This window comes from Eubacterium sulci ATCC 35585 (genome assembly GCA_001189495.1).
GTDB classification, from domain to species: domain Bacteria; phylum Bacillota; class Clostridia; order Peptostreptococcales; family Anaerovoracaceae; genus Eubacterium_B; species Eubacterium_B sulci.
Map to the genome: position 1 here is coordinate 1,470,880 of CP012068.1, position 14,393 is coordinate 1,485,272.

Annotated in this window: 16 protein-coding genes; 1 reads left to right on the forward strand and 15 read right to left on the reverse strand. The window is 35.8% G+C overall.

Annotated elements, in window-relative coordinates; genetic code table 11:
* Positions 1-34 precede the first annotated feature (34 nt).
* The 6 genes from ADJ67_06805 to ADJ67_06830 form a co-directional block, all read right to left on the reverse strand.
* Positions 35-1,369: a hypothetical protein gene (locus tag ADJ67_06805; protein AKT47371.1), complete on the reverse strand. Its 1,335-nt coding sequence runs from the start codon at positions 1,367-1,369 to the stop codon at positions 35-37.
* Complete coding sequence (locus tag ADJ67_06810; protein ID AKT47372.1) at positions 1,356-3,173, reverse strand: ATPase; 1,818 nt, start codon at positions 3,171-3,173, stop codon at positions 1,356-1,358. Before ADJ67_06810 ends, ADJ67_06805 begins: the two co-directional genes overlap by 14 nt.
* 229 nt (positions 3,174-3,402) lie before the next feature.
* Positions 3,403-3,753, reverse strand: a complete 351-nt coding sequence (locus tag ADJ67_06815) for an ArsC family transcriptional regulator (GenBank protein AKT47373.1) — start codon at positions 3,751-3,753, stop codon at positions 3,403-3,405.
* A 55-nt stretch (positions 3,754-3,808) separates the two neighbouring features.
* Positions 3,809-4,885 (reverse strand): teicoplanin resistance protein VanZ, encoded by a 1,077-nt coding sequence (locus ADJ67_06820; GenBank protein ID AKT47374.1) that lies wholly within the window; start codon positions 4,883-4,885, stop codon positions 3,809-3,811.
* 8 nt (positions 4,886-4,893) lie between these two features.
* A complete protein-coding gene (locus tag ADJ67_06825; GenBank protein AKT47375.1) occupies positions 4,894-5,526 on the reverse strand; it encodes a membrane protein in 633 nt (210 codons plus the stop codon).
* A 202-nt stretch (positions 5,527-5,728) separates the two neighbouring features.
* A complete protein-coding gene (locus tag ADJ67_06830) occupies positions 5,729-6,121 on the reverse strand; it encodes a hypothetical protein (GenBank protein ID AKT47705.1) in 393 nt (130 codons plus the stop codon).
* A 552-nt stretch (positions 6,122-6,673) separates the two neighbouring features.
* On the opposite strand from ADJ67_06830, the gene ADJ67_06835 reads away from it, so the two are divergent.
* Positions 6,674-8,260: a hypothetical protein gene (locus tag ADJ67_06835; protein AKT47376.1), complete on the forward strand. Its 1,587-nt coding sequence runs from the start codon at positions 6,674-6,676 to the stop codon at positions 8,258-8,260.
* Positions 8,261-8,348: 88 nt separating this feature from the next.
* Here ADJ67_06835 and ADJ67_06840 read toward each other — a convergent pair whose 3' ends face one another.
* The 9 genes from ADJ67_06840 to ADJ67_06880 form a co-directional block, all read right to left on the reverse strand.
* Complete coding sequence (locus tag ADJ67_06840; protein ID AKT47377.1) at positions 8,349-9,236, reverse strand: hypothetical protein; 888 nt, start codon at positions 9,234-9,236, stop codon at positions 8,349-8,351.
* A 109-nt stretch (positions 9,237-9,345) separates the two neighbouring features.
* Entirely contained in the window at positions 9,346-9,723 is a 378-nt protein-coding gene (locus ADJ67_06845) for a hypothetical protein (GenBank protein ID AKT47378.1), read from the reverse strand.
* 29 nt (positions 9,724-9,752) lie between these two features.
* On the reverse strand, positions 9,753-10,073 hold the full coding sequence (locus ADJ67_06850) for a hypothetical protein (GenBank protein ID AKT47706.1): 321 nt from the start codon (positions 10,071-10,073) through the stop codon (positions 9,753-9,755).
* A gap of 53 nt (positions 10,074-10,126) precedes the next feature.
* Positions 10,127-10,468: a hypothetical protein gene (locus ADJ67_06855; protein AKT47379.1), complete on the reverse strand. Its 342-nt coding sequence runs from the start codon at positions 10,466-10,468 to the stop codon at positions 10,127-10,129.
* Between the two features lie 21 nt (positions 10,469-10,489).
* Positions 10,490-11,161 (reverse strand): 1,3-beta-glucan synthase regulator, encoded by a 672-nt coding sequence (locus tag ADJ67_06860; protein AKT47380.1) that lies wholly within the window; start codon positions 11,159-11,161, stop codon positions 10,490-10,492.
* A 54-nt stretch (positions 11,162-11,215) separates the two neighbouring features.
* Complete coding sequence (locus tag ADJ67_06865) at positions 11,216-11,905, reverse strand: hypothetical protein (protein ID AKT47381.1); 690 nt, start codon at positions 11,903-11,905, stop codon at positions 11,216-11,218.
* A gap of 18 nt (positions 11,906-11,923) precedes the next feature.
* Complete coding sequence (locus tag ADJ67_06870; GenBank protein AKT47707.1) at positions 11,924-12,172, reverse strand: hypothetical protein; 249 nt, start codon at positions 12,170-12,172, stop codon at positions 11,924-11,926.
* A gap of 172 nt (positions 12,173-12,344) precedes the next feature.
* Positions 12,345-13,496: a hypothetical protein gene (locus tag ADJ67_06875; GenBank protein AKT47708.1), complete on the reverse strand. Its 1,152-nt coding sequence runs from the start codon at positions 13,494-13,496 to the stop codon at positions 12,345-12,347.
* A 10-nt stretch (positions 13,497-13,506) separates the two neighbouring features.
* Positions 13,507-14,337 carry a hypothetical protein gene (locus ADJ67_06880; protein ID AKT47709.1) on the reverse strand — a complete coding sequence of 277 codons (831 nt, stop codon included), beginning with the start codon at positions 14,335-14,337 and terminating at the stop codon, positions 13,507-13,509.
* Positions 14,338-14,393 lie beyond the last annotated feature (56 nt).

The following is a 14,393-nucleotide window of genomic DNA, read 5'->3' on the forward strand; positions in this document are numbered from 1 at the left end:
CCCTAAATAAGAAATTTGTAGTACTGCTGCAAAACTAATTGTACCCAACATTAATCATAGAGAATCGGCTTACAAACTCCTGCTCGCAATCACTCATTCTCGTCTTAAATTCATCATAGTCAAACGCATCTACAGGAATTTTCAGTCCATGTTTTATGACACAGATATCATCTCGCTGTGTCACATTTGATTCATAGGTTGAGCCTTTGTTCATCCATAAAACAGAATCATCAGAGCCTTCGGCTTCAGGGTAAAGGTAATACCCTATCTTAGCATCAAACCTAAACATATATGCAAGCACCTGTAAATAATCTTGGTTTCCTATATTCCCTATCGGTTTGTATTTCGCATCTGCAATTACCCTGTTTTCATCATCTCTGCTTATAAAGTCGGGATAAATTAGACCCCTATTCCTATTAAAAAGTTTCTGAGCACCCTTTCCCATTTTATTCATTGGATGATAGAAAGAATCTTGAATGAGTATATTTATGTATTCCTCCCATAGCCATGCCCCATCAAACAAAATTCCATATATCTGTTTTGAGCCAATCCCAATTTGGTGCTTTTGACGTTGAAGAATCAAAAGACATAGTCGCTGTAAAGCAAGGTACTCCCTAAAATATGCATGACGTATAGGATACTTTTTGTTTTCATCGATGATGCACTTCCTGTCATATAATTTATATCTAGGCGTAGCATCAATTACTAGCTTAACCTCATCCTTTACCTTCGTTAGTATTTGCTTTCCATATGATTTACTTTTAATAAACTCTATGGTATGCCTAACTAATTCCATTAAACTGTTGTCATACGAAAATTCGCGCTGGTTATATGCTATATTCCCAGTGAATGGCGTGTTCTTCTCAACGTGTTTTGCGATATCAATCGAGCCCTTAACATTACCATCATTATACCTATATCTAAGGTATTTTTTGAACAAACCTTTCCGCATTGCATTTTTTAGATAATACGGGAATAGGAACATCAAAAAATTGAACAAGCGATTTTCTTGATTTACATCAGACTCTAAATTTAAAAGATTGGGAAAGTCAATAACTTTATTGAGAAGATATTGAAAGAAATAATCCTCCTTATCTCCACAAAAGCGCGATTCAATAATAAGACGTTCATCTCCTAAGCCTAAGAACCCCATAACATTCCCTGAGCGATATGTGTCATTAGCGCTTTGGATTATCATTTGGTCACGAGTTATATCTTCCGCATCCTTTAGAAAATCCGGAAAAACAAAGACTCCCTCAGATTCAAGTTGCTCCAATGTTTTGTCAGCAAGCTTAGCCGTAAGTTTTCCTATGTCAAAAAATACATCTTTTTTCTGCTGTGAGTTATCCTTAATTTTAAGCAGTTTCATCAATATCACCTTTGATAGGCTTTTTATAACCGTATGCTGTAGCAAACCTATTCATTATGACTTCCTCATCGTACATTCCTTGTATATATTCCTGTAAAAGAGGCTGTATATAATCCGTCCAAAGCTTATCAAAATCAATAGTATTGAGTTTTAAGAAGTATGCTGCACCAATTTGGTAATTCTCATTTAAGTCCTCAACACTTGCAATTTCCTTGTTTAGCCTTGTCATCCTCTTGATTGCTTCGTTCTTAATATCCTCATTTTCTATAACTGCAAGCATATCAAGACAATCGTCTGCTTTAAGTTCAACAAAACGAAAACGTCTGCGCATAGCAAAATCGAAACTGTCAACAGAACGATCTATATCATTCATCGTTCCGATAATATATACATTTTCAGGTATATAGAACTTGTCATCTGGATTCGAATGCAAATTCGAGTACTGTGTGGATACTCCACCTACACTACCGCGATATCCGGGATCTATTGCAAAGAATAGTTCTCCAAATATCTTTGAAATCTCTCCACGATTAATTTCATCAATAATAAATATATATTTCTTTAGTTCTTCCGGTTTTACATTTGTTTTAGGTGCTATACCCTTCTTCGCCTTAATTTCCTTATAGATTGCAAAGTTATATGAGTATGCCTGTGTCGAAAAAGTTTTTCCAAAGAATTCCGTAATATCTCTTACTTTCTCAAACTCATGCCCAGATTCCAGCATCTTCCTCATATCATCTATGCTCAAAGTGAGCTTATTTACTGTAGGATTTCCTGGAATTGAAATGTTAATATGACTTTCATCAACACCAGTTATTGTAAACTCATTGCCGTTAACCGTTTTAAAAGTGTCCACTCCAAACTCTATGTTTGAGAGAAAATCTGTCAAAGTTTCCTGAGCTGTGATTTCCTTTTCTATAGTTTCTTTGGATTTCAGAGAGTCCTCATAATTTTTCTTTGCACGATTTACAAATCTTTTAAAGATTCCATCCTTAAGTTCAAAACCCATAGTTCCATCTTCATTTAGTTTAGGCCTAAGTCCTTCAACAAAATCAGAGTAGTCGTAACTAGGATGAAATTGTACAAATTCTACTTGCTTTTTCTGTTCATCGGAAAGACTATCGCAATCATCAAACTCTCCATTGCTTATTATGTCTGCCGCAATTTCCTTAGCAAGGTATGATTTACCTGTACCAGGTGCTCCTCTAAAGATTAAATTCTTTGATTCGATAAGCATCGAGGAGAAAGGATTGCGATATTTTCCTTTATTTGGTGGTGGAGGTGGTACTCCCTCCTTGTCACGATATACTAGAACAAACTTATCACCAGGATCGCCGAATCGTTTTAGGCACTCTTTAACGAAAAGGATGGTTGTGAATATATTCCAGCAGTAAATTACAAACTGGCGACCCTCATCATAACCATAGGTCAGATATTCAATAGTATTTCGACTTTTTTTGAATTCATCTACGCTCCTAAAAATACCTCTAATCATACTGCTGTTTGGATTATACTTACATATAGGGAAATTCTCCTTATCCTCAACAGACAGTGTCGAAAGCTGCTTCTCAAATACCTGGCAGGCAATACGTGGCAATGTTTGATTGGTGTTTTTTCTCTCGCCTCTAACGTAATTACGCCTTATTATATCACCATCTCCCTTTTCGTAATAGGCATCAAGAGGCCTATAGTTATCTCCTAGACTAAGGTTATCCATTGTGAACCGTGGGTCTGTAGAGACTACATTCTCAGCCGTAATAGTTAGTATATATTTCTCCTGTGGTATATTTTCTGATTTAGACATTTTTACCTCCAATTCAGATGCAACATAGATTAATTTAATTATTCTAACCTATTTTTTATCTTCTTTATATTGCGAAATAATCCCATTCATCCATAGGCTTTCTCCATTTATTTCGATTAAGTTAAATGAACAAGGGAGAAGTTCTCTAATATTTTGATTTATAAATATTTTATCCCTTAAAATATGCCATATTTTAAGGGATAATTCAACAATTAAGGTCTATATTCTATTACTTCAGCTTCTCTGCCCACTCTGCTTCCTTAAATCCTAGTAGAACAGTGTCACCGTTTACAAGAACTGGACGCTTAACTAGCATTCCATTTGTCGCAAGTAGCTTTAGCTGCTCATCTTCAGACATTCCCGGAAGCTTATCCTTGAGCTTCATGTCCTTATATAGAAGTCCGCTAGTGTTGAAGAACTTCTTTAGTGGCAATCCACTTCTAGAATACCAATCCTTTAGATCTTCATAAGTTGGGTTATCTTCTACGATGTGACGCTCTGTGTATTTGAGATTATTTTCATCTAGCCATTTCTTGGCCTTCTGGCATGTTGAACATCTTGGATAATATACAAATAACATTTCTACCTCCATTTTCTTATCCGCCACCTCTTTTGGCGGGCTGTACTTGAGTATACTAATTATCAATTTTTATTGTGCTTCTGTATTTAGTACCTACTAGGCGGTCAAATATTAAACGCTTACTAAGCAACACGCATGCAATTGTAATCAATGCATATAGTAGTAGAATAAGTAAGGTAATTACAAGTAGACACAAATATAGCAAATCATCTGCATGCTTATTAAACTCATTTGTAAGATATAGTAGACCTTGAGGAATTAATATAAAATATGCAGTTAGTAATACTCCTCTTATAATCGTACGTAGCCACTTGAAATTATCAAATTCTATCTTAAACCTAAGCAATGCACTGCCAAAAGTTTTTCCATTTAGCAGTGGAATCAAGGCAAAATATCCGCCAATAAATGGCCACAAAGGAATCTCTGTCTTTGATAGAGAATATGGTATAAATACAATCAAAATATCTATTATAAGCGAAAGTAAAACTCTGATTCCTGAAACGCGTGTCCCTAGCTCTAGGGATTTCTCATCGATTCTATCTCTTGAAGGAAGGATCTTTACTGCAAACCATCCGATTAGATATCCAAGGCATCCACCCGTCGTATTCTGAATTATGTCGTCTATATCACCTAGTCTATATGGCCCTGAGTATATGAAATATAGTCCCGATAGCTGTGTTAATTCAAAGAATAGGCTAAGAAGAGCTGTTAAAAGCATGGTCTTCTTAAAGCTACATTTGAAGTAGTAGCGCATGTAAATTCCAAATGGAATTAGCATTAAAACATTAAATGCCGGCACATAAAATGAGGGATGCTTAAGCGCCATAATCCAGCTTGCTGGATTTGATAATGCAAACGGACTACTTTTGATAAAGTCTATGACAAAGGCAAATGGAACAAGGTTTAACATGTCCGTATATCTTGAATGTATGCTCTCTCGATTAGGCAATGGCAGAATTACTAGTAGGTAAACTGTCAGTAAATATAAAGCAAAAGAGTATACAATTAATGTTCTCAGCTTATTCACCGAACCATATTTGCGATAATTTGCAATCATGTACGGAAGTGTAATCACAAATGCCAAAGCCGGAAAAAACAGCATAGCTAGTTTAATTGAAAGTATATATACCATCGAAACCTCTATTTATATGTCGTTAATATCAAGGTATTATCCACATATTCTCCTAGGAATACCTTACTCTGTTTATCTACGCCCTGCTTTTTCAGCTCTTCGATAAGCCACTCTTCATTCTTACCAATCATTTCGAGTATGTCTGAATGTACCTGCCCATCTGTTATAACTGGGAACTTAGGATTTTCTTCTCCTTCCTGTATTACAATTAGCTGTCCGTTTTGTTCGATTACGGCTCTCTTTACATTCTTTGATGAATTGATGCCATTTGTACGAAGCTTAAACGCTACGTCGTGAGCTGATAGTCCTAACTTTCTGCAGTTATCTACATCTATTTCGCCGTCATCTATGATAATTAGTGCCTTACCATCTATAATATGCTTTGCCGTTACATTATGCTTCTTCACCCATTTTAGGGCTAGTACAAGAGCACACCAGATACAGAGTATCGCAACAAATGTAAGTATCTTAACATTGTTATTGTAAAGTACACCACCTATGATTCCACCTAGTACAAAATTTACGGCTTGATCGCTCGCAGAGGTTGGGGCTAGGTTTCCTTTGCCTGATATATTTATGATTATAACCATTGCAAAGAAGCCGGTTAAAAGCTTTAATGCTACAAGTAAAAATGGATTCATATGATTTTCCCTCTCATATTTGCATTTGTGCATTATACACTATTTGGTACATAATTATAACATATATTTTCTGCAAAAATGAACAGATTGCGAGTTTATATTTCTCTTTATCTTATATCTTATGACGCTTTCCGTTTCTAAAATAAATAGGCGCGGGCTTCTTAATATAACCCACGCCTTCATCATCTTCTCATTATTCTCTCTAGTTTACAACCTTAAGATTAGCATTAAGTGCTGCTTTTTCAGCTTCTGAACCCTTAGGTGCATAGATTTCAACTCCTGAAGTTTTTGGAAGTGAATCCATGAATGAAGTTGTAACATCAGTAACGCTTGCAGGAATAACTACCTTCTTTATCGCATAGCATTGTGTTAAAACTTCTGAGCCTAATCTCTCTACGCCATCTGGAAATTCAACTGATTCTAGAACTCGATTATCTGACAAAGCCTTAATACCTACATCCTTTAGTCCCTTGCCAAGGTATAGGTATTTTAGATTTTCATTGCCACTGATTGCACCCTCATCTATCCACTGAACAGTATCTGGTAGTATAACTGCTTCACAATTATCTAACTTTGATAGTGCAAATTTATCAATCGCGATTACCGGCTTTCCTTCAATCTTATCTGGTACTCTAATTACATTGTCTTTAGAAGTGCATTTTTCGATAATGCAACCTTCTCCTTTTGAACTGTTGGTTATCTTATACTTGAAGCTCTTTGCCTTTGTCTCTGGGAAAGACATGAAGTTATCAGCGGTCACTTCGCTTTTTGTTCCTTCGTCCTCTTTCTCTACTTCTTTGTTTGGCTTAACATTTGTGGTTTCATCTGTCTTCTCATCCTGCTTACATCCTACTACTGTAAGTACCATTAGCAGTGATAGCATACACAAAACTATTTTCTTCATTTGATTTTCTCCTTAAATTATCAACTCTAATCCTACGAATTAGCTATAGTTTACCACAAGCTTACATCAAAAGTAACCACTATTATAACATTAATTTATATATATCATTAAAAAAAATAACCTATTGACCTACCAATTTTAGTTTTAAAATGCTATTTATTTGAGTATAATAATTAAGCTATAAATATTCAATATATCTTATTCTGCAATGTTGTGTTGCAGTATTATCTACAGGAGGGGATTATGAAGAAAAAATTCTTGGCTTGTCTAACGACATGCAGTCTTTTACTAGCTATGTTTGCTTCAAGTATAACAGTTCAAGCTACATCGCAGACAATCAAACCAATCTATCAAAACGAGCTAAATCAGTCTGGCCAAACATCACAGACTAGTGGCGGCATCAACATAGATGGGTATATAAGTGCGAACCTTAATGGTGTTACAAGCAATTCTAGCAAGGCAACAGACCAGCCTTATGGAACCATCCCTGCTTCCACTTACATATATAGTACTGTAGCTAATGCAGGAGATCTAATAGATGTTAATTCGACAGATATCGTGCTTCATGCTAATATTACAAACACAAATTCTGCTACTAGCGCAGCAAATGTTTCGCTTAGATTAGATAACAATGGAAGAGTTCCTACAGCAACAAACTATCCAGATGAATGGTCAGTCGATGCTGCAAGAGTTCAGGGTAATGATGTATTTGATGCATCTACAAGATCTGATTTAAACATTGAGTATCAGTTTAATAACGCCGCAAGTGGCTCAACAACCGTTACTCGCGCTAGCGTCCTAGCTAGTGGACTTCCAGCTGGCTATGGCTGGAATGACCTCGTTCGAATCAATGTTTCAGGAAATCTTCAGCCAAATGAAGTGGTTAAATATAATGTTCCTCTAAAAGTTACACCAAAACAGGGTGCTAAGGATACATATTCCTTCCAATTTGGAAACACATCTGGCGGAGTTTACAAAACTGCTACAATCATTCTTAAAGGAATCACCCGAAACGAATTAGTTTCTTCGGTTCTCGACACTAAGATTTTAGCTACTTATAGAAACAGTGATGGCTCATACACAGTTGCTGAAAATAAGGTTCAGGACCTAATGCCTAATGCAACATCTAGCAACACTAAGTTCAATAACTTCCTAATGCAGGTACTAAGCACTTATGAGAATTCTCCTGCCGACGGAGTATTGACTAGCAACTCTGCTTACTCGATTTCAACACTTGATATATTTAATGCTATCCATAATGATGGATATACAACTCTAGTTAGATCTAACAATACACTTTTGCCAATATATGCTTACTATAATAATGGTTCAGTTAATCTTAAAGATGCAGATGGAAATCCAGTGCGTGTTTCAGACTACAACATGAATTTCTACGCACAGATTATCAAAGTTCTAGAGGCACCTGAAGAGGTAAGCCTAAATGTTGGTGATAATTTTGACGCTGAACAGAATCTGATTTCTGCAGTAAATCCAATAGACAATAGCCCAATTGCTTATACTGATTTAACTGTCACATCAGATGTAAATACTGCTGTTGCTGGTACTTACCATGTTACCTACACTTATACACTAGCAGATGGAAAAACAATATCTGTAACGACTAAGGTTAAGGTTACTTCACCAAATACTATAGTAAATCCAGCAAATCCTGCTGGCCCAACAAATCCGTCAGCACCAGCCAAAACAGCTGCAAAGGCTCACTTATCACCTAATACATATGACGGAACCTCAGCAGCAAGCCTAGTTCTTTTCTTTACATCATTTGCAACACTAGGACTTGCTATATATAGATACAAAAGATTTAACTAATTGCATTTAGCTAGACTTCCTTTTAAAATTTAGAATAAGACAAAAGACTGTGAGATTTGATTTATCTCACAGTCTTTTTGGTTTTGGTTTATATTCTACATCTAAATTCCTTATCAATTTTGTCGACTGTCATCTTTGTGCGTACGTTAGTGTTAAACCTTTTGGTGAGCTCTTCTTGGGCAGTTATTTTAAATTCGTCACTCGTCTTTTGTCTATAATAATCGAAACAATCAAAGGTTCCGCTGCAGCAATCACCCCAATCGGATAAATATCCGATAATTTCAAAAAAAGAATCGTTGTACTTTTCGAATTTTTTTGTTCCCGTACTCTTTAAATAGCCCGAAATGCAGTACACAAAAGAATAATAGTAGGCTGGATCACGAAATGAATTGTATTCCTTACTATGAAAGCTTGGGTCTATAATTCTCGCCTTTCGTACATCGTTAATTGTAGGCTTTCCTGACATTTTAATATCTGTTTGCACATAGGAATAGAATGTTTCCTTGTCGTAAAATTTGCTATCTACAGCGATTAATGCCCCATACCTTCCATCCTCGTATTGAAACACCATTACCGCACCATTTCTGTATTTACTTTCCACAGGAATTGGTGGAGCAACCCTCTTTTTCGGCTTTTCTTTTTTGACGCTGATTTTCTTAAGGAATTTCTCTAAGTGTGCAGTTCTCTGCTTAATGAACGACTTATCAGCACCAAGTTCTTCAAGAACAGCCAAATCCTCTTTGCTCTCTATGACCTTCTCTATATCAGATAAAAACGATTCATCTAGTTGTCCTACTTCCCACATACATTGCGCAAGAGCAAACATCACGTTAAATCTATCTTCATCATCTATATCTAAAAGCAGGTCTTTCTTTATATCCTCAGGCTCTTCTCCCTGATTATACCTTTCAAAAAATTCATCTTTGGTGTCAAGAGATGTATCGTTACCAAAAATGCTTGCACTCCATGTACCCATAGCTTTCCTCCGTATCTTTTTATTCTAATCCAATTAATCACTTAAATATTACAACAAGAAAAAACAGTAAGTAGCAATATTTCAAATCATTGCTTTTACTTAACACATCTCACTCGATATCAAATTCAACCTCAAATTTAGGATTCTTCAAATTCGGAAACCCGTATTTTTCTACACTGTTTAACGCTCTTTTAACCTGCATGGTAATATTTCCCCTGCTAACCGGCAAATTACTTATGATATATATAATTCCATCGCGTTTTGCAGGGCAGATAATCCCTCGGCTATCTTCCTTATTTATAATGCGAAGAAGATAGACATCGTATTTGGTTTCAACATAAAAATCAAGCTCCTGATTATCATAAATCTCATCTGAAATCATATGAACGGGGGCAACTATGCAGTCTTTCATTCTGATGCTGTCACTTCCAAAATGCACTTTGCAATTATGTTTTCGCTTTTTTCTCTCTATCCATTCAGCAATCATTTTCACCTCAAAACTCGTAATTATAGAATCTATTCTTCCATAAAATACCTATATGCTTCTGCTTCAATCTCTCCACATTGGTTGATAACATTCCCGTCCTGATTAAGTAGTTCATAGCTAAGCTGCTTTCCTCCTAATGATGCTTCCCCATCTAAAGCAATGAGTATAGTATAATAAGTTTCCTTCAAGATCAGGTTAATGAGTTCGTACAGTTCTTCTTTGTTTGCTCCACTCTCTATCAGTGTATTTATTCTTTTTCCAACATCTGTTTTGTAGCTGTCATCAAAGTATTGTTTTAAACTATTTTCTTTTTCTTCAAAACACAGTTTTACAAAATCTTTTCCATTCATTTCCTTACCTAATTTCGCTCTATATATAATATTATATTGGTTTGTTATGCTTTCTACAAAATAGATTTGATCCAGCCCCATACTTGCTTGGAAAATTTGGATTCATCAACTTCTTCGGCTAGCACTAGCGTTATCCTATTTAGCTTTGATGAATATTGCTTATTAATTATTAGTAAAAATGGACCTTCTCCAGAAAGTTCATCTGCATAAAAGCCTTTTTCGTCCATTAGCTGAAACATCTCCTCATCTCGGGAAATATAAACATCTGTTGTTTCATCTTCATTATCAATAACGAAGTATGGATTTTCCCAAAATGGGATAGTTTCTTTTATTTTTTCTATAAGAGCATCCTGACTTTTATCAGTATATAAGATGTAATCAACACCTGTAATCATAATTTTACCTATCCCCTAAGTTTAGTTACATTTAAACATTATTTCAAGCCATTTCTTTGCATTTTCGCAGCTACCATCTATTGGCGTTGCACGATTGTTTGTAAAAGCTTCCCACTGCCAATCCTCACCACCTACGCACCCGATTTTGGTGTATTCATCCAAAAACTCTTGGAATGTGTTTGCCATTACATAGCCATGCATATCGCTTCCGTCATGGCTTAAATACACGATTTTTCCGTGGCTTTCTTCTTCCAAATCAATAGCAAATAAATCGCCATTACTTACTTTTTGGAAAGCTAATTTATTATGAAAGATTTTGTCATATGGATTATTGTAATCAGGATAACAAATCTCGATCCATCCCTTTCTGCTTTCTTCACAGCTAAGGATAGTATCAATTCCGAAGTACAAATTGCCCGAAAAAATTTCTACTAACTCTTTTGGCAACTCTAAAAGTTCTTCGTCTTCACGATAGAGATTCCAGAAAAATTCTAAATGCGACGATACATTAAGAAGTACCCACCTGAAGTCTTCTGGTAGCTTATTTCCTAATTCCTTTTCAAGTTCCAGTATTTCTTTTTCTGTTGCAACTTCTTTACAAATTATTTTGCTTGTAGTTCCACCCAATTCGTCGACTCTGTTCTTAAAACGATTAAGTCTCTCTAATATTATCTCTTTTGTGATGGTATTCATAAGCTAAGCTCCTTCGGATATTTACTAAAACATTTCATTGAAATTTATATTGATCTATACCGACTTCGTTTCAGGTAATTTTAAACCATATTCTGAAATAAACTTCTCTTTTTCAGAGCTTATTTCCTTCTTTTGTTGCAAATACACTTTCAGCTCTATTTCTCCCTTATGTCTTTGCTCAGTTAAGTTTTTCTCTCTCTTTTCTATCTCAAGATATGAAACTATATTAAAAAACGATGCGCCCGGATTCATCCTTTTGAGCCTTGAATATTCCACCACGTCATACTGCAAATCAAACATTTTAATCTTAGGTGTAACTTTGATAAAGTACCTGTTTAATTTATTTTTCCCAAATTTCTTTTCTAACATCTCCCATTGCTCATTTGGCAGAACGCAAAATGAGAGAGTATCATCTTCAGCACTGTCGACAAGCAGGCGAATCGAAAAATCATCTTTGATTAATTCATTTATCGATTTTATCGTTGTATCTCTATCCATCTTTTCTTGATATGGGATTATCATGCTTTTATCCTTATAGATTAAAATTATATCATCCCCATACGGCTTTTTATTGTCCTCCCTACGGACAGAAATCGTATTGCCTATTGCCTTATTAAAATATTTTACAATATCCTCATCATATTCACGCCAATCAATCTCTATAAGTGCCTGACTTTCATAAAACTGCTCTACATTTTGTGGATTTGCTAAAAACAATTCAATTGCTTCATAAATTTGTTCCATAATAACCTCTAAACTATATTAGAAAGTACCTATCACTTTGATAATCAATACAGCGTATCCTGCAGCAACTATGACACCGATAACTGCTGCTACTCCAACAAGTCCCAGAATAACCTTAGCCCACATATGCCTCTGCGCCTGTTCAACAACAAAAACACCTATCGACGATATTGATAATACATAGGCACCAAATATTGATATCAGCCAAATAAACTTGACAGCCGTAATTATCGGGCTTTCATATCCCAGCCCAATCGGCTGAGCTATTATGATGAAATATGTAACTATTGCTATTAGATATAGGAATATGTTAAACACATATACATATTTAAATGATTTTTTCCTATGAAAATAAATCATAATTCCTAGCAAAAGAATCATCGCTAGTGGAGCATATAAACATCCAATTACATTATCGTCATTTAGCAAACTTTTCACCTTACTTCTGAGCTCCTAATTTATTATATAGTGCTATCAGTTTCTTTGGAAGCTCCTGTATGTTCGCCTTACATAGCTTGTACAGTTCAAGGCCCTTTTCCGTGAATCCGAATTTTTCTATGTAGGCAAGAACAAATTCACCCTGAATGCTTTGGTGTTCCCCGTCACAAAGGGATAAATAATCGCATGCAAGCTTGTGATATTTCTCATCATGCAGTCCTAATGCAAATACTGCAAAGCTTCCCGGCATCGCGGAGTATTCGCCATCAAGGTTCAGGTACCACTCAAACTCTTTCATCGCTAGCTTTGCGTATCGTTCAATTTTATCATGGAGCTTAGGGTAAAGAATAGCGTTAGCGAAGAGCTGGTTTACACCTTTCTTAGGTAGCTTTTTGATAGGAAGGTATATCTTATTTTGCCCTTTGAATTCTATAGAATAGCTATGCGAAAATCCAAACTCCAGCAAATTGCAAAGGTAATCTAGGATTTTACTATAGCTTTCCTCAGATTCATTTTTTACCGATATTTTTATTGTGGCAAAAGCGTCATTAGCAGTGCAAGAAAATTCCTTTGTCTTGCATTCTGCGATTTCTTTGGGCAAAGCTCCACTGCCGTTTTTCTTTATCTGTACAGGGAATTTACTTCCAAGTGTCGTGACTAAATCAAAGATTTCTTTAGTAAAACTCTTATCAAAGCTTGCTCCATATTTAGTGAAACACACCGCGATAAAACATGCAAATTTGAGTTGTTCCTCAGACAAAGTATATCCTGGTTCCTCTGGCTTTAGCACCCACTTATGCTCATATTCACTGTCGCTTTCATCATAGAAAAATGGGTTTATTACGACTCTCTCTATCCACTTTCTAAGCACTCTTTCAACATCCCATTGCCAGCCGCATAGGGTTCTCATCTTGTCCGTAAATTCCTCTGCACTCTTGCTTACAAAACCATTGCAATGAAGGTCATATAGGTAGTATTCGAGAATCGCTGATACTAGAATTTCTTTGCCTTCTACTCTAAAGCACGGCCATGAAGGATAGCCTGCTTTTGCTCTCGTGCGCGACTTGTGGGCCTTTCCTTCTTGTATATCTTTGATGCATATATCAAAGTATCTTCTTAAGCTATGATCTCTAAGTACATCATCAAAGAGTATGTATGTAGGTTTATTTGTCATTAACTACGGTCCTTTCATCAGTCTCAAAAGCTTTTATGAGTTCACGCGTATCTTTGAATTTGAGGTTCCAAGTCTTTTTGTTAAGAGTAATTTGATTATATATGTCATCCAGTGTTGAAGCAGGAGTGAGAGTTCCTAAAACATAATCTTCCAATTCCACTCGCCCTATTTTCTCAAATCTATCTATGAGCTGCCCTAAATCTTTATGGTTAAACCAACAATCCGTCTTAAGGCAATAGGATGTGTCCTGCTTGCCACAAGCAATTTTGCTGCTTAGGAAATCGTCAATGCTTGGTTTTTCTTTTTGCAGTAAACGAGTGCAAGCCAAATTATATTCTAATCTTCTCGGACCTTCATCTACTGAAGATACAAAGCCAACGCCATACTCATCATCAAATTTTATCGCAAGTACATCCCCTGTTTTAAAGTACGGTTTTCTTATAATCTTTGACTTTGGTACCTTGATTGGCTTAGGATTTTCGGTTTCTAGTTGTATGGCTAATTTATCCAGGTTCTTTTGTCTTTGCTTTAATGCCTTTTCATCTATTTCAAGCCAGAGTTCATTTGCTCCTTTTTCTATGATTTCCAAGGCTTTCTTTTTTATGTCACCCGGTAAATGCCCTATCTTCCATAGAGAATATGCAAGCGCCGTCCAATAAATCTCGGAATAAAAATCATCTATGCAATAATCCTTTTCATCCGCCAAAATTTTCTCTATGATTTTATCTGAACTTAGTCCGTCCTTATAACTTTCTGTAACGTAATTATAAATGTCGCAAGCTGTATCGCTATCTATAATTTTCACTCCATCTATTGCCATAATGCCTATTCCCTCATAATTTTTCTTTAGCAGCTCAATATCCTCAGTAATCAATC

Bases quoted from the DNA above. Each gene is read 5' to 3' on its own strand.
- ADJ67_06805 (AKT47371.1), bottom strand. From the start codon at position 1,369: ATGAAACTGCTTAAAATTAAGGATAACTCACAGCAGAAAAAAGATGTA.
- ADJ67_06810 (AKT47372.1), bottom strand. From the start codon at position 3,173: ATGTCTAAATCAGAAAATATACCACAGGAGAAATATATACTAACTATT.
- ADJ67_06815 (AKT47373.1), bottom strand. From the start codon at position 3,753: ATGTTATTTGTATATTATCCAAGATGTTCAACATGCCAGAAGGCCAAG.
- ADJ67_06820 (AKT47374.1), bottom strand. From the start codon at position 4,885: ATGGTATATATACTTTCAATTAAACTAGCTATGCTGTTTTTTCCGGCT.
- ADJ67_06825 (AKT47375.1), bottom strand. From the start codon at position 5,526: ATGAATCCATTTTTACTTGTAGCATTAAAGCTTTTAACCGGCTTCTTT.
- ADJ67_06835 (AKT47376.1), top strand. From the start codon at position 6,674: ATGAAGAAAAAATTCTTGGCTTGTCTAACGACATGCAGTCTTTTACTA.
- ADJ67_06840 (AKT47377.1), bottom strand. From the start codon at position 9,236: ATGGGTACATGGAGTGCAAGCATTTTTGGTAACGATACATCTCTTGAC.
- ADJ67_06845 (AKT47378.1), bottom strand. From the start codon at position 9,723: ATGATTGCTGAATGGATAGAGAGAAAAAAGCGAAAACATAATTGCAAA.
- ADJ67_06850 (AKT47706.1), bottom strand. From the start codon at position 10,073: ATGAATGGAAAAGATTTTGTAAAACTGTGTTTTGAAGAAAAAGAAAAT.
- ADJ67_06855 (AKT47379.1), bottom strand. From the start codon at position 10,468: ATGATTACAGGTGTTGATTACATCTTATATACTGATAAAAGTCAGGAT.
- ADJ67_06860 (AKT47380.1), bottom strand. From the start codon at position 11,161: ATGAATACCATCACAAAAGAGATAATATTAGAGAGACTTAATCGTTTT.
- ADJ67_06865 (AKT47381.1), bottom strand. From the start codon at position 11,905: ATGGAACAAATTTATGAAGCAATTGAATTGTTTTTAGCAAATCCACAA.
- ADJ67_06880 (AKT47709.1), bottom strand. From the start codon at position 14,337: ATGGCAATAGATGGAGTGAAAATTATAGATAGCGATACAGCTTGCGAC.